Source organism: Paenibacillus sp. EKM10P (assembly GCF_011800655.1).
GTDB classification, from domain to species: Bacteria; Bacillota; Bacilli; order Paenibacillales; family Paenibacillaceae; genus Paenibacillus; species Paenibacillus polymyxa.
This window is the reverse complement of record NZ_JAALET010000012.1, coordinates 104,892-128,364: the sequence shown is the minus strand read 5'-3', so window position 1 is coordinate 128,364 and position 23,473 is coordinate 104,892. Positions and strand designations below refer to the sequence as shown.

Sequence of the window (23,473 nt, the reverse complement as noted above, 5' to 3'; positions counted from 1 at the left end):
ATCTCGAATGAATGCCAGTTTCTGTAATATTGTAAAAGAAGTGACAGAGAATCTCAATTCTATTTTTAAGTAAGTTTAGAGCAGCAATGGATAGTAAAAAGCACCAGCAGGTTTCATTTTGCTGATGCTTTTTTTGATATGAGGAGCCCCAATAACGAAGTTGATTTTTTTCAGACTATTACTTTTATTCTTTAATTCGCTTTGCCGAACATGACGATATTAATCGCCTTGCCGAAGTCTATACCTACTTTGCCAGTTAATTCTGCCGTTTTTTGCGCCAATACTACTGCATTGACACCACAAGAGAACAGCGCAATATCAAAGTCATCTTTATGTGCTGTGATCCACCCGAGTGTTTCCGGCATCTGTTCATATTGATGAAATGCGAGCGTGTGCGCGATATGCAGCCCGTACGGCTTGGCTTCAAGAACAGGCTTTACTTCAGCGGCCGTCCGGGTCACCAGCAGAATGCGTCGATTTTTTAGGATGTCCCAGAATGCGGGTGTCTCCGCTAAATATCGATTCAGGCAGGCATGGCAAGTCAGCGCAGGGGAAAGAGCGTAGTGAGCAAAGACCTGATCGGTCAACTCCCGCTTCATATAAGAGGGTGCTTTAATAGATTCGTCATCATATGGCAAAATGCCTGCGACGCTGGCTTTGCTCACTGCCAGTGCCACTGCGTCTCGTAGGTCCGTATTAGGCAGAAACAGCCCCTTTTGGCCGAGATTGGCTTTGACCGCCCAGCGTTCCTGTAACACCTTTTCCATCGGCCAGACGGTGTCTTGAGCCAATACCAAATTTTCGCCATCTCCAATACGTATGAGCGAGAAGGGCTGGTGCTGATCGAGTGCCAGCTTCAAACGTTTCAATACCTCGTCAATCTCCAGATACTTTGAATCCGTCATATCTCGTTTCCTCCCTGTCAGTCCTGCTTGTTCAACTTTTCAAATAAAGCAAAAAACTTCGTATTCTATCATATGTCGAAAGTTAAAAGGTTTTTGTATGAACGGCTATTCTTTTTCGATTCTACCTATTTTTGCGAGAGTTGTTGCATCTGTACGTGCCGTTTCAGAAGCGTCTTCATAACTTGAGAGAAGACGGATGAAAGGGAGGAAGATCAATGAATCGCAAGATTGTGATTGAAATTAATTTTAATAACTATGGGATGAATCCCAACCGCCTGACACGTGAGTGGATCAGCGAGCGACTGGATATATTCAGAACCTTTACGCTGCGTAGTCTGCTCAATCAGACAAATACGGATTTTTTATCTGTCGTCAAGCTGGCGGGTGGATGCAGCGACATTGTGGAAGAGGAACTGGCCCAACGGGAGCCCATTCCTGAGCACATCCGTTTTGGTACGAGCATCGAAAGTAAACGTCGTATCAATGCGTACATCGAAGGAGCGGACGAACTGCTCATTGCTAGAATTGATTCCGATGATTTGTACCACCAATCCTTTGTACAACAATTACATGATTACAAGTTTCAACCGGATACGGTTGCGCTGGTAAATCAAATGGGTTACTTGTGGGATGCGGTTGAGGGGCAGATGGCACCTGTGTTTCACCACTCGCCTTCCTTTTATGTGTTCCGCTATCAAGTAGAGGAATTTCTGAATGATTACCGTGTCGTTATTCCTGGGAAAGGCACACACGGATATGTAACGGAGCTGCCGCATGAGGTGATTCCGCTTCGCAACTATGTGAATGTCATTCATGCCGCCAATACTTCGGTGAAAAAGGTACCGGCAAAGGATCGACTCTCAGAAAATGAAATGAACGCGGTGCTGGCTGAATTTTTGGGCACAGGCATTGCCAATTCGTAACGGTCAGGAGGAGATTATATTGTTCAAAGGAAAAAAACTGCTGGTGACCGGAGGAACGGGATCTTGGGGGCAACGCCTGACGGCTGAATTGCTGAAGGAGGGACCAGCGGAAATTCGTATTTTTTCACGCGGTGAATTTGCACAGATTGCCATGCAGCGGCAATTCCAGTCTGATCCCCGGCTGAATTTCATGATTGGAGATATTCGGGACCTTCAGGCATTGCAGGAGGCTTGTCGCGGGATAGATTATGTGTTCCATTTGGCGGCACTAAAGCATGTTCCTGTGTGTGAGAAGCAGCCGGAAGAGGCTTTCAAGACGAATGTACATGGTACGGAAAATGTGATTCGGGCCAGCATAGAGCAGGGAGTCGCCAAGGTCATTGATGTCTCTACAGACAAGGCGGTAGACCCGGTGAATGTATATGGGATGACGAAGGCGATTGGCGAAAGATTGATGATCCGCGCCAACGCCTTAAATGAGCGTACTCGCTTTGTGTGTATTCGCGGCGGCAATGTGCTAGGGACGAGTGGAAGTGTCGTGCCCCTGTTCAAACGCCAGATCGCGGAAAGTCAGGATTTAACGCTGACGAGCCCAGACATGACACGTTTCTTCCTCACGCTCGGAGAGGCGATTGGCTTGCTGCTGAAGGCTTCTGTTACGGCGATTGGTGGAGAGACACTAGTCATGAAAATGAAGGGTTGCAATATTGCGGATTTGGCAGAAGTGATGAAAGAACAGGCGGGGCAGCCTAAGTTAAAAGTGAAGGAAATTGGTATACGTGGTGGGGAAAAGCTACATGAGGTGCTGATTTCGCCCTATGAGGTGCCGCACACGTATCGCTATGATGATCGTTATTTTGTTATTCTTCCCCAGCAAGCAGACAAGCGTTTGTTGAGTCAATATGGTGGATTGGAGCGGGTGAACTTCGAACAATATCGCTCGGACGATGAGTTAATGGATCGCGCTGGAATTGCTGAGTTACTGCAAGGTATGGAGTAACGATGAAAGAGGTGGGTATTTTGCAGCTTATGGAAAGAATCACAAAAGGAACTGTAAAGGTGGCAGTGATCGGCCTCGGTTATGTAGGGCTGCCCATGGCAGTGGAAATGGCAAAGGCCGGTTATGATGTATATGGCGTGGATTCCGATCCCGTCAAAGTAGCCAAGCTACTTCAAGGAAAGTCGTACATCATAGACATTGGCGATGATGCATTGAAAGGTCTGATCGGGCAGCAATTGCATCCAGTTACGGATATCAAGGTGCTGGAGCATGCGGATATCGTCGTGATTTGTGTGCCTACGCCGCTAACGGACGAACATCAACCAGATACGTCCTATATTGAGACAGCCATTGATCAGGCCATACCTCATTTGCGTAGACAAACGCTGTTGATTCTGGAAAGTACCACCTATCCGGGAACGACCGAAGAACTGATTCGGCCCGTGATAGAGCAGCGCAGGGGATGGACAGTGGGTAAGGATTTTTATGTGTGCTTTTCACCGGAACGTGTCGATCCGGGCAGCGTCCATTTTAACATTCGCAACACCCCTAAGGTGATCGGCGGTTGCACACCAGATTGTCTGGCAGCAGGAGCAGGTTTTTACGGATCCTTTTTGGATCAGATTGTTCCGGTTAGCTCGACAACTGTGGCTGAAGCCGCCAAGCTGTTTGAGAATACGTTTCGCAGTGTCAACATTGGAATGGTCAATGAGCTGACAGCGGCGTGTGAGAAAATTGGCATCAATATATGGGAGGTACTGGATGCAGCGGCAACCAAGCCGTTCGGCTACATGCCTTTCTATCCAGGACCAGGCATTGGGGGACACTGTATCCCGGTTGATCCGCTATATCTGTCGTGGAAATCGGAACAGCACGGTTTTCCGCTGGAATTCGTAGATCTGGCAGACCGCATGAATCGGCGTATGCCGCTGTATATCGCGGAGCGAATCGAATCCATGCTCGCTCAGGAAGGGAAAGCCATAAACAAGGCCAATATTATTCTGGCAGGCGTGGCCTACAAAAAGGACATTGATGATGTTCGCGAATCCCCAGCGCTTGTCTTGTTCGAGCATCTAACTAAAATGGGCGCTTCGGTTAGCTTCACCGACCCGTATGTATCGGGTTTTAAGCTGAACGGTGAAGAAATTCCATCGCGGACGGCAAATGCCCAGCTGTGGGAAAGTGCAGATATCGTAGTCATCACGACAGACCATTCTATGGTGAACTATCAACAGTTGGTTGACCATGCTCCGCTGGTCTTCGACACACGTAATGCGACTGCACACTGCACTGGTGGACATGTCGTGATCTTGGGGCAACCCGGTGACGGAGGGGGCGCCGCTATTGGCTAACCGTGATCAGGTAAACGAACGTTATTACGGGCAGATCAATTCAGAGGAATCCCATGAAGCCACCCGCAATCGAATTCATTGGATTTGCCGCCATGTACAGGGACGTACCGTGCTGGATGTCGGGTGCAGTCAGGGGATAACGTCCATTTTGCTCGCGCGGGAAGGCTTTGAGGTAACGGCTATTGATTTGGAAGAGGGCAGCATTTCGTATGCAAAAAAAGAGCTTCGACAGGAATCTGCACCCGTCAGGGGACGAGTCCACTTTCAGTTAAAGGACATTTCACAATTTGAACGTCCTCCCGGCGGATTTGACACTATTATTTTAGGAGAGATTTTGGAACATTTTGCGCATCCCGACACTCTGCTGGCTCATGCTTACCGCCTGTTGAATAAAAAGGGGATGCTCGTCCTGTCTGTACCTTATGGATATCATCCGTTTCACGATCACAAACGGACTTACTATGCCGGAAGCCTCTCTCGTGTGCTGTACCCTTACTTTATAGAACAAACGCTGGAGGTGCATCATAAATATTTGTGCTTTGCAGGTCGCAAGAAGCCGAAAGAGCTGCGTGAGGCCAAGCCAGGGGCAGAGCAACTGAATGAGTGGGTGAAAATGGATGAGGAGCAGTTTCAACGGGTAGAGCAGCAGCATGTTCGCAAAATGAATCAGCGAAAGGCTGCACTCGACAAGGCGGTACAGCGAATCCGACAACTGGAGGAACAACTTTTGCCGTTGGAAAGGGTTACGCATGTCGAACAGATAGACAAGACGCAGGCTGAGAGGAGAGGTGCATATACTGATGGCAAGTCTACCGGAAAAACAACGGAAGAGTCAGCCAACGGTAAAGGGGATGACGTGAAGTCATGAATGAGCATCCAATGACCCTCAGCTTGTGCATGATCGTAAAAAATGAGGCGTTAACACTGTCCCGGTGTCTGGATTCGGTCGCAGACCTGATGAATGAAATCATCATTGTGGACACAGGATCAACGGATGAGACGAAGACGATAGCAGCCCGCTATACGGATCGGATATATACGTTTGAATGGAAGGACGATTTTGCCGCCGCTCGTAATGAATCGTTTGACAAGGCAACGTGTTCCTATATCATGTGGCTGGATGCGGATGATGTGCTGCTGGAACCCGATCGTGAACGTCTTCGTTCCTTAAAACAGCGTTTGTCCGAAAATATCGACGCGGTGGTGATGCCACTTCACTTGGCAGAGGGTGAGCGGGGTGAACCGTTGTTCAGCTCACGCCGTATTCGCCTTGTGAAGCGGGAGCGACAATACCGCTGGGAAGGGCGTCTGCATGAGGATCTGGTGATACCTCAGGGGCAAATCGTGCATGCGGATGTGGCAGTGACACATCGCCGAATGCAAGACCATACGCTCCGTAACCAGCGTATTCTCGCCCGGTGGATTAGCGAAAGCGGCAAGCTGGAAGGGCGTCTGCTGTATTTTCACGCCAATGAATGCTTTGACCGTAAGGAATATGCCGAGGCCGCAGAGGACTTCGACCATCTGCTGGAGGAGCCGAGCGGCTACCAGGAGGATCGCATTACTGCTTGTGCGCGAGCGGCTGAATGCTATCTCCACCTCGGAAAGCCAGAGCAACAGCTGGATCGTCTGTTACGCTCTTTTCGATACGGGGTGCCGCAAGCAGACTTGTGCTGCATGATCGGGGACTGGTTTTTCACAAGAAATGAATGGAGTACTGCCGCATACTGGTATGAAAGAGCATTGGAGCAACAGCATCACCTTCCTGGTATGAGACCTGTCCCACTGCCATGCTACTCTTGGTTACCTCATGTACGACTCAGTCATTGCTACGCCCATGTAGGTAAGCTGGAAGCTTCATATGAGCACAACCAAGTCGCTTTACGTTATTTGCCAGATGACCCGCATTTGCTGGATAACGAACGCAAGCTCAGAGAGGCTATGCCCAAACTTTCACTCACAGCCCGGCCGTCAAAATAGCTCAAGCTGTTCCGGCCCTTGATCCACTTCAGGTGGCTTGCGAGGTGGAAAAGGTCTAGGCTCCATGCCCAGCATGGTCATGAGTTGCTTGGCGTTGGCAGCGGCGTCTCCACCTGAGTTGTTGTTGAATATAACGCATACCTCACGGCTTTGCTGCTCCAGTTCCAGCAATCTGTCTTTCCATTCGGTCAATTCTTGTTCATTGTACCGATACAGATAACGAACCTCCCGCCAATTAGGTGCCGAGCTTTGATTCCAGCCTGATATGTTCCGTCCGTGGAGACGTACGATGGTCAGGTTGCTGTCTGTAGCCAGCGGTACAATGGGAACTGACCCGGGGCCTGCCTGCGGCTCGTCGCATACGCTATGTATCCAGCCTTCTTCACGCATAAATGCCAGCGTTTGCTTCCGAAATTCTGGTGTGAACCAGCTTTGATGTCTGAATTCAAGTACGGATGGGACCTCTCCCATCCTATTTTTCGTGTCTCGCAATATGGCGACATTCTCACGTGTACAGTCGAACCAGGGTGGGTACTGAAACAGCACAGCTTTGAGCTTGCCCGCTTCGCGAAGAGGCAGTATGGATGCATGCAACGCTTCATACATCGCATCAATGGTTTTGAAGTAAGGCTGTTTGCCGCGGGTATGGCCGGTCATGCCTTGATAGGCCTTGACGAGAAATGAAAAGGAGTCCGGAGTTTCCGCCGCTCAGCGTGCCATACGATCCGTAGGTTGTACCGCATAAAAAGAACTATCCATCTCTACTACGGGAAAATGGCTTCCATAGACACTTAGTTTTTGGTTAGCTTTAGTGCCCGTTGGATACAAGTCATCGTGATCGCCCCAACCCGTCAGTCCAATTTGAATCATACTTTGCCGCTCCTTTCCTGCATGAAACCTCTCTAAAGGCATTCCCATGATTCATTTTAATGATAAAATGGAATAAATCACATGAAGTGGGTATGAAGTTCCTATGATTATTTAAGCTCAAATACGGTTATTGTAACATGCTCTCATGTCAGGAAGCTTGGTGCTTTTGCAAAATGCTTATTCGTAATGTTTTTGAGTTTCCAGTTTGAAAAAGCTAATATAATATGTAATAGAGCGAAATGAGTTCATGGAGGAGAAACGATATGGCAGAATGGTACGAGCAAAGCTTTGGGGAAGATTATTTATTGGTATACAAGCATCGCGACTTTCAGGGAGCCTATCAGGAAGTGCAAAAAATGATCTCCTGGCTCAAATTACCGCAAGGTTCCAGCGTATTGGATTTATGCTGCGGGATGGGACGTCATTCGCTTGCGCTCGCCGATGCAGGGTATAAGGTGACGGGTGTGGACCTGTCCAATGTACTGCTGAGAGAGGCGCATGCGGCGGATTCCGAAGGGCGGGTAAGCTGGCATCAAGGGGATATGAGAGCGGTGCCGCTGGATGAAAGCTTTGATGCGGTGGTCAATTTGTTTACCTCCTTTGGTTATTTTGAGAAGGATGAGGAGCAGCTTAAGGTATTAAAGGAAATTTATCGGCTGTTGAAACCGGGAGGTCGTTTTATTATAGATTATTTGAACCCTTCCTACGTAGCTGCACATTTGGTACCGCATTCGTCCCGGGAGGATGAGGGAAATTGGATTGAGGAGCATCGGGTCATTGAAGATGGATTTGTGAAAAAGCAAATTGCCATCCGGTCAGCCGCATCTGTGACGACCACAGAAGCAGCCTCTGAGCTGGATGCCACTCGTGCTGACGCACAACCTGCGCGTGTGTACTATGAGCGAGTAAAGCTATATCCGTATGAAAAGTTCCGTGGATTGCTAGAACAAGCCGGGCTATCCGTAGAGCAGGTGCACGGAAGTTATGATGAAGATCAATATATAGAAGATGCTTCGCCCCGAATGATTTTTGTCGGTGTGCGGGCTTGAAACAGAAGGCCGGAGGGGAAGCCATGAAATTGCCAGAGCTTACGCCGTGTGAGCGAATAGATGGAGGCATTCAGGTCAAAATATCCATGTCCTTTCCGTTGCGCTGGGTGAATAGCTATGTGCTCAAGGGACAGCACGGTTTTACAATTGTAGACCCAGGTCCGCGCAATCTGGATACAGAGGCGGAATGGGCATATGTGTTCCAACAGCTGGGAATGTCCTTTGAGGATATTTCAGACATTGTGGTGACTCATCATCACCCCGATCATTATGGACTGGCGGGGTGGATGCAGCAGCAAGGTCAGGCTCGCGTACATATGTCAGCTCGCAGCCATCAGGAAGCGATGATGATGTGGGACGCTCCAGAATTGACGACCGCTATGGAGAAGATGCTGCCCAGCTTTTTTGTCCAGCATGGCTTTCCTTTGGAACAGGTATCAGCCTTGGAATTACATATGCGGCAGGCTTATTTGCAAGTGAATCCGCAGCCTGAGATTACCTTCATTCCTACCGGAATAGACGCTCGTCTGGAATTAGACGGACGCAGCTGGATGCCCGTAGAGACTGGAGGGCATGCGCCTGGACACGTGTCCTTATATGAGCCGAATAGCGGCGTTATTCTGTGCGGTGACGCAGTGCTGCCGCAGATTTCCCCTAATATCAGCCTGCTGCCGGGCAGTGACGCCCAGCCGCTGAAGTCTTATATAGATGGCTTGCAGTGCCTAGGTGAGCTAGAGGTGGCATGGGCATATCCCGGGCATCGCAATCCGTTTGGATATTTTCGCGAACGGACGCAAGCATTGCTGGCGCATCATGAAGAACGGCTGGACAAATTCTTGCAGCTCGTCCAACCGGAAGGCAGCACAGCTTATGAGCTGTGCATTGCCGTGTTTGGCGACAAGCTGGGGATTCACCAGCTAAGGTTTGCCATGTCTGAGACGCTGGCCCACCTGGTGGAGCTGGTGCGCCGTGAACGAGCCTCTATGAGTGAGGAGAGTCCTATCACTCGCTTTTATCCTCTTTGCTATCAATAATGGCGTGGAGTTAACGAGCGAGTACAGTGATATGACAATGCAACATGACAGAACAACATGAACGGCATGCATGCCGGGGAAGAGGCTTTTATGAATTTGGTGCTGCTGGGAGCTACCGGACGTGTGGGCCGTTTTATATTAGAATATGCGTTAGCGGATGGTCATACCGTAACCGTCCTAGTTCGTTCACCGGACAAGTTGGAGAATTTCGCATCCCAATACGGGACACAGCTGCAAATTGTACAAGGTAATGCCACCAACGCGGAGGACGTAGCACAAGCGCTGAAAGGCGGGCCAACAGTTGTGATCAGTGCGCTGAATACAGATGGAACCACCACCTTATCCGTTAGTGCAGGTCTGCTGATCCGGCTGATGCAGGAGCAGTCCATTCACCGGCTCATAACGGTAGGAACGGCAGGGATTTTGCAAAGCCGGACCGAACCGAGCCTGTATCGGTACGAGTCCTCCGATACCCGGCGACGCAGCACCCGCGCGGCCGAGGAGCATCGGCGAGTGTACGAATTGCTGCGTGAATCGGCACTAGATTGGACAGTCGTATGTCCAACCTATTTGCCAGATGGCGGACGTACAGGTGTATATCGCGTGGAAAAAGATTTTCTGCCTGAAGACGGCTCACAAATTTCCACTGCGGATACAGCTGATTTTACCTATCGTCAATGGACAAGTTGCGATTTTATCCGCACAAGGGTGGGCATTGCCTATTGATCGTGGAACGCAAAACATAGCTTCATTTTTAACATCCAACCAGAGCGCAGTAAGTGTATCTACTTATGTTGCGCTCTTTTTTATTTGACAAACATTTAGGGATGGAATACTATGATTCTATAAGGAAACAGTGTTTCTGAGATGAGCAAAGGAAGTGCATTGAACGATGTCTGAGTCATCGCAACCTTATAAAACCTATTCTGAGGTGAAGCTACAGCAGCAGCAATTGCTCCGTAAAAATGTGATTGATGCCGCATGCATCCTTCTTGTAGAAGAAGGGCCTGAGGCTGTGACTGTACGGCGAGTTGCACAGAAATTAAGCTGTTCCACCAAGATCATTTACAGTATTTTTGGCAGTAAGGACGGTCTTGCCAATGAAATGTATCTGGATGGATGCCGGCTATTGGCTGAAACCTTTGAACAAGTACCTGTTACGAAAAACGTACTCGCTGATCTGGAAGCTTTATGCTGGGCATATTGGGAATTTGCGCGGCTTCATTCAGCCTATTACAAAATGATGTTTGGCGGGGCATTATCTGATTTTAAGCCGGATGAACAGAGCTTGGAGGGTACCACAACGGCATTATCGCGAATCTTACAAACCGTCATACATGCTATGGAGCAGGGAGCACTGAAAGAACAGGACCCACTGCTGGTTGTCCGAATGCTGTGGTCAGCTTTACACGGGGTGATACATCTACAATTTGCAGGTCATTTTTTGACTGTGGACATGGCCCAAGAGGTGTATGCATTTACACTGAAGAATACGCTCGATGGATGTAAACCCTCTTCATCTCCAGCGTAAATATGAAGTGTACTGAGGTCGTCATCGTGATGGCTTCAGTTCATTATAGAGTAGTGGTAACAGTGTTTCTTAAATAAAACGACGATACTATGGAGGTCATCATCATGTTTAGGTATGCAAACAAAACAGCACTCATCACAGGGGCTTCATCCGGGATTGGTGAGGCATTTGCCTATTCGCTCGCGGCTAAGCAATGTAATCTCATTTTGGTAGCGCGCAATGAAAAAAAACTAAAAGCACTGGCGAAAGAACTCTCCGCTAAATATAACGTAAAAGCTACGGTGATTGCGCTCGATCTATCCTCATCGGGAGCTCCCCAAACATTGCATCAGGAGGTTCAAAATCAACAACTCAAGGTAGATCTTCTGATTAACAACGCCGGTTTTGCCACCTACGGGTACTTTGAGCAGGTTTCAGGAGAAAGACAGCATGAGGAAGTGATGCTCAATGTGGCTGCTTTAGTCGATATCACACATGCATTTATGCCTGATTTGTTGCGTAACCGGGATGGGGGACTCATCAATGTTTCATCCACCGCTGCATTTCAGCCTGATCCCTATATGGCCGTATATGGAGCAACCAAAGCATTCGTACTTTCGTTTAGCGAGGCGCTGTGGGCCGAAAATCGAAAACGAGGACTCAAAGTGCTCGCCCTCTGTCCAGGTGCAACCGAAACCTCATTTTTTGATGTGGTAGGCTCCAGTGAAGCCTCTGTAGGTTCCAGAGAAACACCCCAGACTGTCGTCAATAATGCCTTGAAAGCATTTGAAAAAGGGCGCAGTCATATGATATCGGGTCGACAAAACTATTGGGTAGCCCAAGTATCCCGATTTTTCTCTCGTCAATCCACACTTAACATTGTGGAACGTACACTACGACCTCAAAATTGATTGCAATTTAAGAATCAAGATAGCCTATACTTTAATCAGGATTACCGCTCAATAAGCTGAGATTTCTTATATGCCGGGTCTGATTGCTTCTAATTCAATAGAATCAGCAGCCCCGGCGTTCCTAATTTACATAGATCAAGCGTTCAGATGCTATCCCAGATCTCGCGAATATAATAAAATCCCATCTCGCTTCTCCCAGCCGTTAGCTGACCAGAAGCGTTGACCTCCTATGTTATGCTCCATCACAAACAGATGGCATTTATCAATACCTTCTTTAAGCAAAGCAGATAACGCTTTATCCACCAGTCTGGGCGCAATCCCATGACCACGATGTTCTGTGGCTACACCCAGATGATACAGAAACCCTCTGCGACTATCATGGCCTGCTAAAATCGTGCCTATGATGTTTCCAGCGTACTCACAGACAAAGCTAAGTCCTTCATTCCGCTGCAAAAAGCGTGCAATCCGCTCCGGTGAATCGGCCTCACTTAATCCCAATCCGTCTAAGCCATTCCACAGCTCAATGGCCTGATCGTAATCATCAGCCTGCATCGTACGGAATGTATATCCTGCAATTACGTCTGCCATGTCTAGTTCTCCCTTACCCTGTATATATCTATTGTAATCCAACGCATTGTTTGCAACTGGCATGTCATTGTTACCGTGTTGTATTCGGTGCGCTTTCTTCTCCAAGCTCCTGCTCGCGCTCTGCCTGCTTGCGATGGGCGATACGACTGCTGGCCGAGGCTGCAATCGCACCCACAATGTCGTCCAGAAACGTATGAATCGGCCCAAGGCTTTTATCGTTCAGGCGTTCCAGCACACCCGGTTTGAGCTTATCGACATAACCGTAATTGGTAAATCCAATACTGCCGTACACATTGACGATGGAAAAGGCTAGAATTTCATCCACTCCGTATAATCCCTCATCATTCTCAATCATATCCTGCAATGGGGGAAGAAGAGCCCCCTGTTCCGCGAGAATATCTAGCTGGATGCCCGTAAGCACGGCATTTTGAACCTCGCGCTTCATTAACACCTTGTCCACATTGTCCATACATTCTTCCATCGTTAGGTTCGGGTAATATTTTTTCTGTAGAAGCATAACCAGTTCTGCGATTTCAGTCATACTTACACCACGCTTGTGCAGCCACTCACGGGTGGCATCGGCTACCTTTTTACTATTCAGGCTGTAAGGTACTTTTTTCTTGTCCATAAAGTTGAAGTTACCCTCCTCGTGTAGATCCTAATTTTCTACTGCAATTATGACCAGTGTGTCCAGTCTGCTAAAAAAGTAGTTATTTTTTACGCGGGGCTCGTATACATATTAGTACAATCTGTACAAAATTGTTAGGGAGGAACTTCATTTATGAACATAAAACACCCATGGCGTATGACCTCTGTAGCCGGGCTGCTATCCCTGCCCCTGTTGTTGTCCGGATGCAGCCTTTTCGGCAACGAAGCCGCGTCCATTGACCCTCCGCCGTCCACGACAGAGCAGTCCATGATTAAGGCTGTAACCGGAAAAGCACCTGCCACTACCGGGCAGTTGAGGGCTGTTTTTTTGCAAGATCATAACGGCTTGCTGGCCCCTGTATCTTTACCGATTGCTTCAGGCGATGTACAGGCAGATGCCAAGTCGGCGCTGGAAACACTGGTTGAGGGCGGGCCTTATGCCGGCTTATTACCAGAAGGATTTAAAGGTGTACTGCCTCAGGGTACAGAAGTGAAAAGTGTGACAGTGGACAAGGATAACAAGCTAGCTGTTGTCGAATTTAACAAATCTTTCGCCAACTATAAGCCACAGGAAGAACGCAAATTAATGGAAAGCTTGACTTGGACCTTGACCGACCGTCCCGATATTAAAAGCGTGCAGATTTGGGTGGATGGTAAAAAGCTGAACGAAATGCCTGTTGGCGGCACACCACTGGACCATCCGCTCACGCGCGCAGTAGGGATTAATTTGGAGGTCGGTCATGGCGTGACCCCCCTGGATTCCAGTCCAGTCACCGTATATTTCTCTTCATCTTCGCCTGCTGGAGTACAATATTATGTACCTGTAACACGACTGGTCAGTCCGGAAAAAGATCGTGTCCAGTCCGCTCTGCATCAATTAATTCAAGGTCCACAGACCAAGGATGGATTGCAGGAAGTGATGACAGGGGAGACGGCGCTGAAATCGGTAGAACGCTCCAAAGATAACGTCATTACGGTATCACTCTCGGATGATATGTTTGCCAAAGGGGAGGCCGTACCTGCTGAATTTTTAGAATCGGTCGTACTGACAGCAGTGGACAATTCGGATGATGCGGTCAAAACGAAGATTCGCATTGAACTGAATGGTGAGAAAAGCGTGATTGGACAAAATAATCAAAATTATGGAGAGCCTGTAGCCAAGCCGCAGCATATTAACGAAATTCCTCTTTAAGGACAGGGAATCGTCATTGGGGTGCTTTTGCCTGCACACTTTGGTAAAATAAACATATAAGAACAGGTTGCATACGACGTAGGAGGAAAAAGCATGAGTAGATCTAACGGACGAAACGGTGATGAGCTGCGCCCGATGAAATTGACAGCAGGAGTAAATAAATACGCGGAGGGCTCTGTTTTTATAGAGGTTGGCGAGACGAAAGTCATCTGTACGGCTACAGTGGAAGAGCGCGTTCCTCCCTTTATGAAGGGCCAGGGAAAAGGCTGGGTGACCGCCGAATATTCCATGCTTCCGCGGGCGACACATAGCCGCAATCAGCGTGAAGCTGCGCGCGGCAAGCTGACAGGCCGTACTATGGAAATTCAGCGTCTGATCGGAAGAGCGTTGCGTTCGGTTGTCAATTTGCAGGCGCTTGGTGAACGGACGATTACGTTGGACTGTGACGTCATTCAGGCGGACGGTGGGACACGTACAACCTCCATTACCGGTTCTTTCGTAGCGTTGGCGATTGCAGTAAATAAAATTGCAATCCAGCACAAGTTGCCTGTTTTCCCTATTACGGATTTTCTGGCTTCCGTCAGCGTAGGGGTTGTTGGTGACAAGGCGCTGCTGGATCTGAATTATGAAGAGGATTCCAAGGCTAAGGTGGACATGAATCTCGTCATGACTGGCAGTGGAAAATACGTCGAGCTGCAAGGTACGGGGGAAGAAAGCCCATTCGACCGTCAGGAATTGGATCAGCTGCTTAGCTTGGGTGAACAAGGGATTTTGCAAATGATCGAGCGCCAAAAAGAAGTACTCGGACCGATTGCCGATAAGATCGGTGCTGGACGTACAGGAGCTGGGGCCTAATGCGACTGGATGGTCCGGTTGTCATTGTCGCTACGAAGAATAAAGGGAAAGTGCGGGAATTTGCACATGCTTTTGCGCCGTTTGGCAAGGAAGTCAGAAGTATGTACGATTATCCAGACATTCCTGATGTCGTTGAGGATGGCACAACCTTTGCCGAAAATGCGCTGAAAAAAGCCAAAGCGGTGGGAGATGTGCTCGGATTGCCTGTGCTGGCCGATGATTCCGGCCTGTGCGTGGATTTGCTGGACGGTGCGCCAGGCGTATATTCGGCCCGTTATGCGGGAGAAGGCGCCAGCGATCACGAAAACAATATCAAGCTGCTTGATGTTCTGGAATCAAAGCAGCTTGGTGATGATACCGGACAGCCTTTGCTAAGCCCGGCTCAATTCGTCTGTACCTTGATTCTGTATAATCCACAGACTGGGGAGACGTTGGAATCGACGGGCTCCGTGGAAGGCTGGATTACGACTGAAACCGCAGGCAGCGGTGGGTTTGGGTATGATCCGCTGTTCTATTTGCCAGAGTTTGAAAAGACAATGGCGGAGCTGACGTTGGAACAAAAGCAGGCTATCAGTCACCGAGGCATAGCCCTGCGTAATTTGGCAACAAAGCTGGGGAATCCGCAGGAATAGTTTGGCAGCAGGGTGAATAATATACCTGTCATATACGAAAAAAAGGCTATCCGTCAGTCATAGGCGCGGATAGCCTTTTTGGTATTTTCTGTTCCACGTATAGCACGCATCGAGGAAAACAGGCGGTTACCACCTCGTAGTTTACGGCTTAAGCAGTTAGCACATTTTATCGAATAGCCACCTTGTAAGTGCGCAGCCAGTTATCCACTTGGGTCAAGTAAGCAAACAACTGAGGACCCGACATTAGCTGGCCGAACCAAGGCAGATTGGTGGATGCCTCCGGTGAGGCGGCAATATCCCGTATCTTTTTCGTATCGATCAGCTTGAGCAGTGGGGAAGAGGAATCATCCAGCAGTTGCAGCGCCTGCTTTTTCACAGCGGCAAGATAGGAGGGATTATGCGTTTTGGGATACGGGCTTTTTTTGCGATATAGCACATCATCCGGCAATACGCCCTCCAGCGCCTTGCGCAAAATACCTTTTTCACGTCCGCCTGTCATCTTAATGCTCCACGGAATGTTCCATACATATTGCACCAACCGATGATCGCAATACGGCACCCGTACTTCGAGTCCGACCCCCATACTCATCCGATCCTTGCGATCCAGCAGGGTAGGCATAAAGCGGGTGATGTTCAAATAGGACATGACGCGCATTTGCGCAGCTTTTCCTGTTTCCCCCGGTAGCTTTGGTACTTCTCCGACTGCTTCTGAGTAACGGTCGTTCAAATACTCCAGCGGCTTGATCCAGTCCCGCACTTCAGGGGATAGCAGACTCGCTCTCATATCGGGAGCAACCGCCCACGGGAATGTGCCTGAGTTCAGCATATCCTCCCGATGGAACCACGGATATCCGCCAAACACTTCATCCGCTGCTTCACCAGAAATGGCAACGGTAGCGCCCTTTTTAATCTCCCGGCAAAAGAGATACAGTGACGAATCCACGTCCGCCATGCCGGGTAAATCCCGCGTTAGCGTGGAGTTGTTCAGAGCGGCTACAACTTCAGGTGTATCGAATTCAATCCAGTGATGATTTGTCCCTAATTCATCGACCATCCGCTGTATCCAGGGAGCATCGGCTCCGGGCTGGAACGCATGGGCTTTAAAATGCTTGTCGTTGTCCACATAATCGACTGAATACGTATGAACTTGTCCCTGCCCGGTACGTTTGTAATAATCAACTGCTAATGCGGACAGAGCACTTGAATCCAGCCCGCCAGACAATAAGGTACATACCGGTACATCCGAAATAAGCTGCCGTTCCACGGTATCCATTAACAGCTGTCGTACCTTGAGTGCCGTTTCTTCGGTGTTATCCTCATGCGCAATGCTTTCCAGTTTCCAATAGGCTTGAATGCGTACGCCGTCGCGGCTGTAGGTGAGGGTATGCCCGGGACGGAGCTCCTTCATCGACGAATAGACGCCGTGTCCGGGGGTGCGTGCAGGCCCAATGATAAAAATTTCTGCCAATCCCTCGGCGTCTACTGCTGCCTCTACCGCTGGATGCTGGAGTAGGGCTTTGGGTTCGGAGCCAAATACAAATACATCTTCAGTTTGGCTATAAAATAGCGGCTTCACTCCCAGTCGATCTCGTGCCAGAAATACCTGCTCCCGCTCACTATCCCAGACCGCAAACGCAAAAATGCCGTTCAACCGATCTACACAATCCGGGCCCCATTCGATATAGGATTCGAGCAGTACCTCTGTGTCGCATTGTGTACGGAAAAAATGCCCGCGTTGTTGCAACTCTTTTTTCAGCTCAGGCGCGTTATATATTTCCCCGTTATATACAATCGTATAAGTGATATCCTCAAGCTGCCGGATCATGGGCTGAGCGCCGTTTTCCGGGTCCATTACGCTTAGTCTTCGGTGTCCGAAGGCACACGGATTGGATATCCAGGTACCCGCAGCATCCGGTCCGCGATCGGAGAGCGTTTGCGTCATATTTAGCAGCAGCTCAGATTGATGCATTAAATCTCCGTTCCACTGTATGAAACCTGTAATTCCGCACATGTCTATTCATCCTCTCTTTGTCGTGTTCATCCAGTGTTGGAATGAATCAAAAACTAAATCCCCAGTTCATCAGTATATATGCCGAAAAGAAGCATAAAATGTCTGTCCGTTCCGAAAACTACAGATGGGGCAACCCGCCTACATGTGAGGAAGGAGGGAGACAATGTACTACATCAAGGATGCCAAAATACGCCGCTTCACTGAACTTGACGGAGTGCGCTGTGCTGAGGTAGAAGTGCGTCCCGGTGCCGCAGATGACCCGGAGCTGCTGGTTTATATCACAGCTACGAATCAGAAGGATGGTCAGCCTGATTATGACATGGTACGGATCATCCGCAATGATGCCGATCTGGAGCTGGATTGGTATGACAATAATCTGCATTCGGCATTTGAAGAAGTGACCGACAAGGCTTTTACGGACTCTACGCACATTACCGCTGGTGAGGAACGGGAAAAGTTCAAAAGGGAATTGCTCTCCTATGGGCAGCTTAGTACAGAGTTTGCCAAGGAGTTCGGGGCATGAGGATATGGTGTGCACTACCTCGGCTTTTGTTAATTTGGACACCGGCGCCATCGCCAGATCAGCGTGAAAGGAGGGGGAAATCATAGACGGCAAAGCGAAGTATAAGAAAAACAAAGGCAGCAGTTATATTCATAACAATGAGTTCGCGGAAGAAGTGATGGAGAAAAATGTAAGACATGAGGTGCGAAGAAGTCCTAGACGCTTCGGTAATAAATAAACAGTCATAAACTGAGAAACGCTCATTTATAAATGACCCTGAAGAAGCCTCTGTATTCGTCAAAATTGCGAATGCGAGAGGCTTCTTTTGAATTAGGCCGCTTCACGCAGCGTCATGATCCCTTTGTAGATGTTATAGACAAAAACGCCGAGATAGACCACTACGAATAGCAGTACAAACCCGATAACCGAGCCTGCATGATTGGCAGTGATAATAAAATAAACTAGCGGAATCGCCGCAATAATGGGGAAAATGTGCGATAAAATGGCTTTTTTCGCGTGTCCCTGAACATATTCGTCCCGGACTGCAATCCACACAATGACCGGCACCAGAAAAGGTGCGAAAAAAATGCTAAAATAACAAAGTGAAGACAAAAGGCCTCTCACGGATTAACCCCTCCTTTTTGGCATCGTTCTTTGTACATAATACCCCGTTAGCGTCCAAATGATTCCTTTTGCAGCCTGCTTTCCTGTATAATGAAAAAATGCTTTTGACAGTTGCCCAAAATGTGATATAATCATTAATGCACTGAATACATAAGGTTTTATGGATTATCATTTTGTCCCAGTAGCTCAGCTGGATAGAGCAACGGCCTTCTAAGCCGTCGGTCGGGGGTTCGAATCCCTCCTGGGACGTATAGCAAAAACTTCCTAATTCAATATTGGGAAGTTTTTTTTGTGTTCCAGTGTGGGATGAGAACCCCTTGGGGGGACGTCGGAGCTAAGCATCGTTAGCATAAACTTCGCAGTCTCGACCGTAGGGAGAGTATCCCTCCTGGGACGTATAGCAAAAACTTCCTAATTCAATATTAGGAAGTTTTTTTGTGTTCTGGCAGTATCATTGATTCTGGCTTTATACTGTCGCCTTCTCTTTATGAGCAAAAAATTGCGGCAGATGCTCTTTGTGTGCTTCCAGCAATTCATCCAGTACAGTTTGGGCGATATCGCCGCTTGGAACGAGCGGATTCAGGGTGAAGGCTTGCAGTGCTGTCGCATAGTCACCAGTGACCGCCGCTTCAATGGTCAGCTCTTCCATCGCCTTCATAACTTGCAGCAGTCCCCGTTGTGCTGGCGGGAATTTGCCAAAGTTGACAGGCTCCGCACCATGCGCGCGAATGACACTGGTTACTTCGATGGCGCTATCATAAGGGACATCATCAATCGCACCGTTGTTACGCGTACTAACTACCATCAATGTGCCTTTGTTGTTATAAATAGAGTTGATGATTTCACAGGCAGCATCGCTGTAATGCGCACCGCCGCGTTTGGATAATTCCTCTGGTTTGTAATCCAGATTCGGATCTTTGTACAATTCAAACAGACTTTCTTCCAGACGTTTGACGACTTGGCCCCGAGTTCCTTCGTTTTTGGCCTCCTCTAATTCTTCCTTGAGCATGTTATCGGTCATATAGTAATACCGATGGTAAGGACAAGGTAGCATTTTCAATTGACGAACCTGATCATACAGGAAGCGCATGTTCTTAATATTTTCAACGACCTTCTCCGGTTGTGCGCCAGGCGCATACAGTCCTTCGATGACTTGTTCTGTTAATTCTTCTCCGGTTTTGTCATAAACTTTGTGCCAATGAAGGTGGTTAATTCCTGCAAATTTAAAGAACAGCTCTTGTTCCGGTTTGTCCAGCACAGCCGATGCACTCTTGATCGCGCCGATTGGAACATTACATAATCCGATGACTTTATCCCACTGACCATAACGAAGCACTGCTTCGGTGACCATGCCCGCAGGGTTGGTGAAGTTAATCAACCATGCATTCGGACACAGTTCTTTCATATCTTCTACGATACTGAGGATAACGGGTATGGTACGAAAAGCTTTGAACATCCCACCAGCCCCATTGGTTTCCTGACCGATCATACCGTGTTTCAAAGGAATACTTTCATCTTTAATCCGGGCTTCCAATAAGCCTACCCGAAATTGGGTCGTTACAAAATCGGCATCCTTCAAGGCTTCCCGACGATCCAGTGTCAAATGTACTTCACAATCAATGCCGGCGGCTTTCACCATCCGTTGGGCCATGGCCCCTACGATCTCCAGTTTCTCGCGTCCTGCTTCAATATCTACCAGCCATAATTCCCGGATGGGAAGCTCTGCATAGCGTTTGATAAAACCTTCTACTAATTCTGGTGTATAGCTGGAGCCTCCGCCAATAGTTGCGATCTTTATGCCTTTTTTCATGGTTAGTGCCTCCTGAGTATGTTTTTTAAAACCGCTTTCTTAAGCTCAAATTCACTGTAATCCCTGTAATGCATTACAGGTCAAGCGCTTTTAAAAAACTTATTTGGGGAAGGTGACAATTATAGGGCGGGGCCACGAAACATGCTAAACACGAACATGCTAAAATAGAAAGAACGAGGTGAGAAATGTGGCAAATATTCATGAAATTGCAAAGCTGGCGGGTGTATCCTCGGCAACGGTGTCCCGTGTCATTAATAACCATCCGTACGTAAGTGAACCGACAAGGCAGCGTGTACAGGAGATCATAGACCGACTGGATTATGTACCTAATTTGAATGCGGTTTCATTAAAAAAGGGCATGACCAAGCTCATAGGAATTATTTCAATTTCTTTTAATGATTCATTGGGTTCATTTGTGCGTGGATTTACAACCTATGCCCAGGAGCATGGTTTTAATATGGCACTATTTATTACGAATGGAGAGAAGGAGCGGGAGCTTGAAGCACTGGAAATGTTGCGGAGAAAGCAACTGGACGCCTTGGTCTGTATGATTCGCGTCAATGAGTGGAGTGTGATTGAGCACTACACCCAATATGGTCCAATTGTGACATGGCAGCGTGTAAACATTGAGGCAATCCCGTCTGTATTTATGGACCAGTATCAGGGGTACATGCTTGCGCTGGAGCATCTGTATGCCAGAGGCTATCGCAGCATTGTGAATGTATATGGGAATATGAGGGGATTGAATACGAAGGAGCGCATACGGGCTTATCATGATTTTTGCAAAAAATATGATTTGAACGCTGATGCTTTCCCGCATTTTTATGGCTTAAATTCAATAGAAGCGGGTGAACAAATTGCTCACTGGTGGGGCGAACAATCCAACAAGCCTGATGCCTTCGCTTGTTCTACCGATTATTTGGCTGCAGGGCTGTTGACCGAAGCACGTAGGCTCGGTGTTTCTATCCCGAGTAATGTTGCAGTGGTGGGCTTTGATAACACCGAAATTTCGCATTTGCTTGATTTAACCACCATTCATTACCCGATTGACAAGCAAGCGGAAAATGCATTCATTATGATTCGAAATGCCCTAGAGGGGCTTCATGAAGAATTACATCCCTTGGAATTCAAATTAGTAGAGCGAGCGACTACTTGATCTCCTGAGTATTCCTTTTTATCCGGTGCTGAGCTATTCAAGTCACATAATTGAGGTGTTATTTTATGCAATATAGGTTAACTGATACTCACTTATATATACTTGAGAATTCTAGGGTTCTCTGCTTTGCACGTCCAACAAATGCTTATAAGGATTTAGGAGAATTAATGGAAAATGGCACGCTCTATCATATTTCGGTACCAGAAGATTTCGAATCTTTTGATCATAATAAAGCACTAACTCCGGGTGAGGGAGGCGACTTCTTTTTTGAAGAGTTCCTTAATCCAGTACTAAAATTAATAAATGAAAATAAAAAGTAAAAAATAAAAAAGGACTCCATAACAGCATAAATCCCCAGGAGTCCTTTCTTTACACAATACTCTAATTCAAACGAATTTCTAATAATTCCATTTCGAAAATTAAGTCAAAAAAACATGTATAGATCGTAAGTAGAATTAATGATTCAAAATAGGTATTTCCCCAAGCAGATTCTTTAAGTTAATGGAATCCCACGGCATATGTTCGGTTATACCTAACCCAACTACATCGGTTTCTTCAGATAGTTCTTTAATCAGATGAAGTAGTTGAGGTATTTGCATTGTTCCCGCAGGAGAAAGATTATAGGGAGCTTCAGGGTTGGCGAATAATAAAGAACGAAATGCTTTTGGATCAAGTACATCTAAATCAAGGTGAATCGCCAGGTGCTTGATGCCGCTTTCTTTAATCCACTCTTTTATTGATCCGGTACTGATCGTTAACTCTTTGGTTCCAGCAGTTCGAATCCCTAATCTTTGAATTACTTCAGCATCTGTTTCTATAGTAGTAACACCTAGTTTTTGAAATGTTTCTGAAAATGCTTTTGTTTCTTCTTCTGTAGGAGTTGCTAAACCAGCGATAAAGACTTTTTCAGGTTTAAGAGGTAATTTCACATATTTTGCGAACTCCTCATCTCCTTCTCCCAATAGATTTCCAAGCGGTAATGTATGTCCGTTATCATAGCCTACATATCTAACTAAATCACTGTGGGCATCGATCCAAATTAACCCTAATTCTCCACCGTATCGTTCGTTCAAATAGGCAAACGGGGCTTGTTCGACTAAGCAGTCACCACCAAACATTACAATGCGATCTGGCTTATGAGCGTCAATGATATGTTGAGCAGCCTCTAATTGTTCAAGTAGCTGTTTTCTCCCATACATACCGTTCTCGTTGGCAAGCGGAGTTCCATCATAAGCTTGAACTGGAACATGAATAAGGGGTTGATCATTGTCTGGGGCTAGCCAAGCCAGCAGTTCAGCTCCAAAAGAGTAGTTAGGATTGTTTCCTCCTTGCCATTGCGGCATTAACAGGCGTATTGTTTTAGTCATATTTTCTCTCCTTTACTTCAAATTACGGTTAGTATAAACTGAACGCAAATAAAAACGTAGTACGCACTAATTTGATAGGTACTACCCGAAAGGATAGTGTGAATATGAGTATGGCTGAATTTAAAGGTAAAGTTAAAAACATTCAAGATACACCTTTTGGTTATACAGTGTCAGTTATTGGTGGTAAATGGAAAATGGTTATTATTTACCTTCTGGCCGAAAACCAAGTGGTTCGCTTTAATGATCTGAAAAGACAAATCGGAGCTATTACTTATAAAACATTGAGTTCACAGCTAAAAGAATTGGAAGCGGATGGTCTGGTGAATCGGAAAGAGTACCCCCAAGTTCCACCTAAAGTTGAGTACAGTCTTACAGAAAAAGCGGAAACACTATTGCCTGTTTTGGAAGGGTTATGTGAATGGGGAACCAAAAATCAATATAATTAAGTTTCGTTTTTTAATTGCTTTCGAATGCTATACGAATATTAGAAAAGACGATTGACATATATTTATAGTTAATCAGGTATTCTACAAGCTCAAGTGTACTGGGGATAG

At 47.3% G+C, this 23,473-nt stretch carries 24 protein-coding genes, 1 tRNA gene and 1 pseudogene; 18 read left to right on the top strand and 8 right to left on the bottom strand.

The window, feature by feature from the left end:
* Nucleotides 1-191: 191 nt before the first annotated feature.
* Complete coding sequence (locus HFE01_RS21825) at nucleotides 192-905, bottom strand: GT-D fold domain-containing glycosyltransferase (RefSeq protein ID WP_164965636.1); 714 nt, start codon at nucleotides 903-905, stop codon at nucleotides 192-194.
* 215 nt (nucleotides 906-1,120) lie between these two features.
* Between HFE01_RS21825 and HFE01_RS21820 the strand changes: the two genes are divergently transcribed.
* The 5 genes from HFE01_RS21820 to HFE01_RS21800 are packed head-to-tail and all read left to right on the top strand — an operon-like array spanning nucleotide 1,121 to nucleotide 6,160.
* Nucleotides 1,121-1,828: a glycosyltransferase family A protein gene (locus HFE01_RS21820; protein ID WP_107734882.1), complete on the top strand. Its 708-nt coding sequence runs from the start codon at nucleotides 1,121-1,123 to the stop codon at nucleotides 1,826-1,828.
* 19 nt (nucleotides 1,829-1,847) lie between these two features.
* On the top strand, nucleotides 1,848-2,828 hold the full coding sequence (locus tag HFE01_RS21815) for a polysaccharide biosynthesis protein (protein WP_017427368.1): 981 nt from the start codon (nucleotides 1,848-1,850) through the stop codon (nucleotides 2,826-2,828).
* A 2-nt stretch (nucleotides 2,829-2,830) separates the two neighbouring features.
* Entirely contained in the window at nucleotides 2,831-4,180 is a 1,350-nt protein-coding gene (locus HFE01_RS21810; protein WP_164965637.1) for a nucleotide sugar dehydrogenase, read from the top strand.
* Entirely contained in the window at nucleotides 4,173-5,048 is an 876-nt protein-coding gene (locus HFE01_RS21805; RefSeq protein WP_164965638.1) for a class I SAM-dependent methyltransferase, read from the top strand. The genes HFE01_RS21810 and HFE01_RS21805 overlap by 8 nt, the downstream gene beginning before the upstream one ends.
* Nucleotides 5,045-6,160 carry a glycosyltransferase family 2 protein gene (locus tag HFE01_RS21800; RefSeq protein WP_164965639.1) on the top strand — a complete coding sequence of 372 codons (1,116 nt, stop codon included), beginning with the start codon at nucleotides 5,045-5,047 and terminating at the stop codon, nucleotides 6,158-6,160. The genes HFE01_RS21805 and HFE01_RS21800 overlap by 4 nt, the downstream gene beginning before the upstream one ends.
* Here HFE01_RS21800 and HFE01_RS21795 read toward each other — a convergent pair.
* Nucleotides 6,152-7,030, bottom strand: a pseudogene (locus tag HFE01_RS21795) (DUF72 domain-containing protein). The gene HFE01_RS21800 and the pseudogene HFE01_RS21795 sit on opposite strands and share 9 nt — an antisense overlap.
* 263 nt (nucleotides 7,031-7,293) lie before the next feature.
* Here HFE01_RS21795 and HFE01_RS21790 point away from each other — a divergent pair.
* The 5 genes from HFE01_RS21790 (at nucleotide 7,294) to HFE01_RS21770 (ending at nucleotide 11,534) form a co-directional block, all read left to right on the top strand.
* Nucleotides 7,294-8,079, top strand: coding sequence for a class I SAM-dependent methyltransferase (locus tag HFE01_RS21790; RefSeq protein ID WP_019688453.1), 786 nt, complete (start codon nucleotides 7,294-7,296; stop codon nucleotides 8,077-8,079).
* 23 nt (nucleotides 8,080-8,102) lie between these two features.
* Complete coding sequence (locus HFE01_RS21785) at nucleotides 8,103-9,113, top strand: MBL fold metallo-hydrolase (RefSeq protein WP_102998244.1); 1,011 nt, start codon at nucleotides 8,103-8,105, stop codon at nucleotides 9,111-9,113.
* Nucleotides 9,114-9,203: 90 nt separating this feature from the next.
* The gene (locus HFE01_RS21780; protein ID WP_090890324.1) at nucleotides 9,204-9,839 is read left to right on the top strand and encodes an NAD(P)-dependent oxidoreductase; all 636 of its coding nucleotides are present in this window, start codon (nucleotides 9,204-9,206) and stop codon (nucleotides 9,837-9,839) included.
* Nucleotides 9,840-10,005: 166 nt separating this feature from the next.
* Nucleotides 10,006-10,644, top strand: coding sequence for a TetR/AcrR family transcriptional regulator (locus HFE01_RS21775; RefSeq protein WP_102998246.1), 639 nt, complete (start codon nucleotides 10,006-10,008; stop codon nucleotides 10,642-10,644).
* A gap of 104 nt (nucleotides 10,645-10,748) precedes the next feature.
* Nucleotides 10,749-11,534 (top strand): SDR family NAD(P)-dependent oxidoreductase, encoded by a 786-nt coding sequence (locus tag HFE01_RS21770; RefSeq protein WP_025365685.1) that lies wholly within the window; start codon nucleotides 10,749-10,751, stop codon nucleotides 11,532-11,534.
* 150 nt (nucleotides 11,535-11,684) lie between these two features.
* Here HFE01_RS21770 and HFE01_RS21765 read toward each other — a convergent pair whose 3' ends face one another.
* Nucleotides 11,685-12,122: a GNAT family N-acetyltransferase gene (locus tag HFE01_RS21765; protein WP_031462109.1), complete on the bottom strand. Its 438-nt coding sequence runs from the start codon at nucleotides 12,120-12,122 to the stop codon at nucleotides 11,685-11,687.
* A gap of 70 nt (nucleotides 12,123-12,192) precedes the next feature.
* On the bottom strand, nucleotides 12,193-12,750 hold the full coding sequence (locus tag HFE01_RS21760; protein ID WP_016818531.1) for a phosphatidylglycerophosphatase A family protein: 558 nt from the start codon (nucleotides 12,748-12,750) through the stop codon (nucleotides 12,193-12,195).
* A gap of 153 nt (nucleotides 12,751-12,903) precedes the next feature.
* Here HFE01_RS21760 and HFE01_RS21755 point away from each other — a divergent pair, with 153 nt between their 5' ends.
* The 3 genes from HFE01_RS21755 (at nucleotide 12,904) to HFE01_RS21745 (ending at nucleotide 15,449) form a co-directional block, all read left to right on the top strand.
* Nucleotides 12,904-13,962: a GerMN domain-containing protein gene (locus HFE01_RS21755; RefSeq protein ID WP_102998248.1), complete on the top strand. Its 1,059-nt coding sequence runs from the start codon at nucleotides 12,904-12,906 to the stop codon at nucleotides 13,960-13,962.
* A gap of 93 nt (nucleotides 13,963-14,055) precedes the next feature.
* Complete coding sequence (gene rph / locus HFE01_RS21750; RefSeq protein WP_013372747.1) at nucleotides 14,056-14,817, top strand: ribonuclease PH; 762 nt, start codon at nucleotides 14,056-14,058, stop codon at nucleotides 14,815-14,817.
* Nucleotides 14,817-15,449 (top strand): XTP/dITP diphosphatase, encoded by a 633-nt coding sequence (locus tag HFE01_RS21745; protein WP_102998249.1) that lies wholly within the window; start codon nucleotides 14,817-14,819, stop codon nucleotides 15,447-15,449. Before rph ends, HFE01_RS21745 begins: the two co-directional genes overlap by 1 nt.
* 166 nt (nucleotides 15,450-15,615) lie before the next feature.
* On the opposite strand, the gene asnB is transcribed toward HFE01_RS21745, so the two are convergent.
* On the bottom strand, nucleotides 15,616-17,460 hold the full coding sequence (gene asnB, locus HFE01_RS21740; RefSeq protein WP_113050794.1) for an asparagine synthase (glutamine-hydrolyzing): 1,845 nt from the start codon (nucleotides 17,458-17,460) through the stop codon (nucleotides 15,616-15,618).
* 163 nt (nucleotides 17,461-17,623) lie between these two features.
* Here asnB and HFE01_RS21735 point away from each other — a divergent pair, with 163 nt between their 5' ends.
* The gene (locus tag HFE01_RS21735; RefSeq protein WP_031462108.1) at nucleotides 17,624-17,983 is read left to right on the top strand and encodes a hypothetical protein; all 360 of its coding nucleotides are present in this window, start codon (nucleotides 17,624-17,626) and stop codon (nucleotides 17,981-17,983) included.
* A gap of 309 nt (nucleotides 17,984-18,292) precedes the next feature.
* On the opposite strand, the gene HFE01_RS21730 is transcribed toward HFE01_RS21735, so the two are convergent.
* Nucleotides 18,293-18,586 (bottom strand): magnetosome magnetite crystal formation protein family, encoded by a 294-nt coding sequence (locus HFE01_RS21730; protein ID WP_016324668.1) that lies wholly within the window; start codon nucleotides 18,584-18,586, stop codon nucleotides 18,293-18,295.
* A gap of 175 nt (nucleotides 18,587-18,761) precedes the next feature.
* On the opposite strand from HFE01_RS21730, the gene HFE01_RS21725 reads away from it, so the two are divergent.
* Nucleotides 18,762-18,835 (top strand) — tRNA-Arg (locus HFE01_RS21725).
* Nucleotides 18,836-19,052: 217 nt separating this feature from the next.
* Here the strand turns inward: HFE01_RS21725 and HFE01_RS21720 are convergent.
* On the bottom strand, nucleotides 19,053-20,396 hold the full coding sequence (locus HFE01_RS21720) for a 6-phospho-beta-glucosidase (protein WP_113050795.1): 1,344 nt from the start codon (nucleotides 20,394-20,396) through the stop codon (nucleotides 19,053-19,055).
* Nucleotides 20,397-20,583: 187 nt separating this feature from the next.
* Between HFE01_RS21720 and HFE01_RS21715 the strand changes: the two genes are divergently transcribed.
* Nucleotides 20,584-21,552 carry a LacI family DNA-binding transcriptional regulator gene (locus HFE01_RS21715; RefSeq protein ID WP_117289135.1) on the top strand — a complete coding sequence of 323 codons (969 nt, stop codon included), beginning with the start codon at nucleotides 20,584-20,586 and terminating at the stop codon, nucleotides 21,550-21,552.
* Between the two features lie 65 nt (nucleotides 21,553-21,617).
* Nucleotides 21,618-21,872, top strand: a complete 255-nt coding sequence (locus HFE01_RS21710; RefSeq protein WP_143069147.1) for a hypothetical protein — start codon at nucleotides 21,618-21,620, stop codon at nucleotides 21,870-21,872.
* Between the two features lie 135 nt (nucleotides 21,873-22,007).
* On the opposite strand, the gene HFE01_RS21705 is transcribed toward HFE01_RS21710, so the two are convergent.
* Complete coding sequence (locus HFE01_RS21705; RefSeq protein ID WP_167438369.1) at nucleotides 22,008-22,919, bottom strand: arginase family protein; 912 nt, start codon at nucleotides 22,917-22,919, stop codon at nucleotides 22,008-22,010.
* A gap of 104 nt (nucleotides 22,920-23,023) precedes the next feature.
* Here HFE01_RS21705 and HFE01_RS21700 point away from each other — a divergent pair, with 104 nt between their 5' ends.
* Nucleotides 23,024-23,365 carry a winged helix-turn-helix transcriptional regulator gene (locus HFE01_RS21700; RefSeq protein ID WP_019688443.1) on the top strand — a complete coding sequence of 114 codons (342 nt, stop codon included), beginning with the start codon at nucleotides 23,024-23,026 and terminating at the stop codon, nucleotides 23,363-23,365.
* Nucleotides 23,366-23,473 lie beyond the last annotated feature (108 nt).

Excerpts from the sequence above, each read along its gene's own strand:
- HFE01_RS21810 (WP_164965637.1), top strand. The coding sequence starts at position 2,831 with ATGAAAGAGGTGGGTATTTTGCAGCTTATGGAAAGAATCACAAAAGGA.
- HFE01_RS21745 (WP_102998249.1), top strand. The coding sequence starts at position 14,817 with ATGCGACTGGATGGTCCGGTTGTCATTGTCGCTACGAAGAATAAAGGG.
- HFE01_RS21820 (WP_107734882.1), top strand. The coding sequence starts at position 1,121 with ATGAATCGCAAGATTGTGATTGAAATTAATTTTAATAACTATGGGATG.
- HFE01_RS21790 (WP_019688453.1), top strand. The coding sequence starts at position 7,294 with ATGGCAGAATGGTACGAGCAAAGCTTTGGGGAAGATTATTTATTGGTA.
- HFE01_RS21780 (WP_090890324.1), top strand. The coding sequence starts at position 9,204 with ATGAATTTGGTGCTGCTGGGAGCTACCGGACGTGTGGGCCGTTTTATA.
- rph (WP_013372747.1), top strand. The coding sequence starts at position 14,056 with ATGAGTAGATCTAACGGACGAAACGGTGATGAGCTGCGCCCGATGAAA.
- HFE01_RS21720 (WP_113050795.1), bottom strand. The coding sequence starts at position 20,396 with ATGAAAAAAGGCATAAAGATCGCAACTATTGGCGGAGGCTCCAGCTAT.
- asnB (WP_113050794.1), bottom strand. The coding sequence starts at position 17,460 with ATGTGCGGAATTACAGGTTTCATACAGTGGAACGGAGATTTAATGCAT.
- HFE01_RS21800 (WP_164965639.1), top strand. The coding sequence starts at position 5,045 with ATGAATGAGCATCCAATGACCCTCAGCTTGTGCATGATCGTAAAAAAT.
- HFE01_RS21765 (WP_031462109.1), bottom strand. The coding sequence starts at position 12,122 with ATGGCAGACGTAATTGCAGGATATACATTCCGTACGATGCAGGCTGAT.
- HFE01_RS21735 (WP_031462108.1), top strand. The coding sequence starts at position 17,624 with ATGTACTACATCAAGGATGCCAAAATACGCCGCTTCACTGAACTTGAC.
- HFE01_RS21770 (WP_025365685.1), top strand. The coding sequence starts at position 10,749 with ATGTTTAGGTATGCAAACAAAACAGCACTCATCACAGGGGCTTCATCC.
- HFE01_RS21760 (WP_016818531.1), bottom strand. The coding sequence starts at position 12,750 with ATGGACAAGAAAAAAGTACCTTACAGCCTGAATAGTAAAAAGGTAGCC.
- HFE01_RS21700 (WP_019688443.1), top strand. The coding sequence starts at position 23,024 with ATGAGTATGGCTGAATTTAAAGGTAAAGTTAAAAACATTCAAGATACA.
- HFE01_RS21785 (WP_102998244.1), top strand. The coding sequence starts at position 8,103 with ATGAAATTGCCAGAGCTTACGCCGTGTGAGCGAATAGATGGAGGCATT.
- HFE01_RS21755 (WP_102998248.1), top strand. The coding sequence starts at position 12,904 with ATGAACATAAAACACCCATGGCGTATGACCTCTGTAGCCGGGCTGCTA.
- HFE01_RS21775 (WP_102998246.1), top strand. The coding sequence starts at position 10,006 with ATGTCTGAGTCATCGCAACCTTATAAAACCTATTCTGAGGTGAAGCTA.
- HFE01_RS21710 (WP_143069147.1), top strand. The coding sequence starts at position 21,618 with ATGCAATATAGGTTAACTGATACTCACTTATATATACTTGAGAATTCT.
- HFE01_RS21825 (WP_164965636.1), bottom strand. The coding sequence starts at position 905 with ATGACGGATTCAAAGTATCTGGAGATTGACGAGGTATTGAAACGTTTG.
- HFE01_RS21705 (WP_167438369.1), bottom strand. The coding sequence starts at position 22,919 with ATGACTAAAACAATACGCCTGTTAATGCCGCAATGGCAAGGAGGAAAC.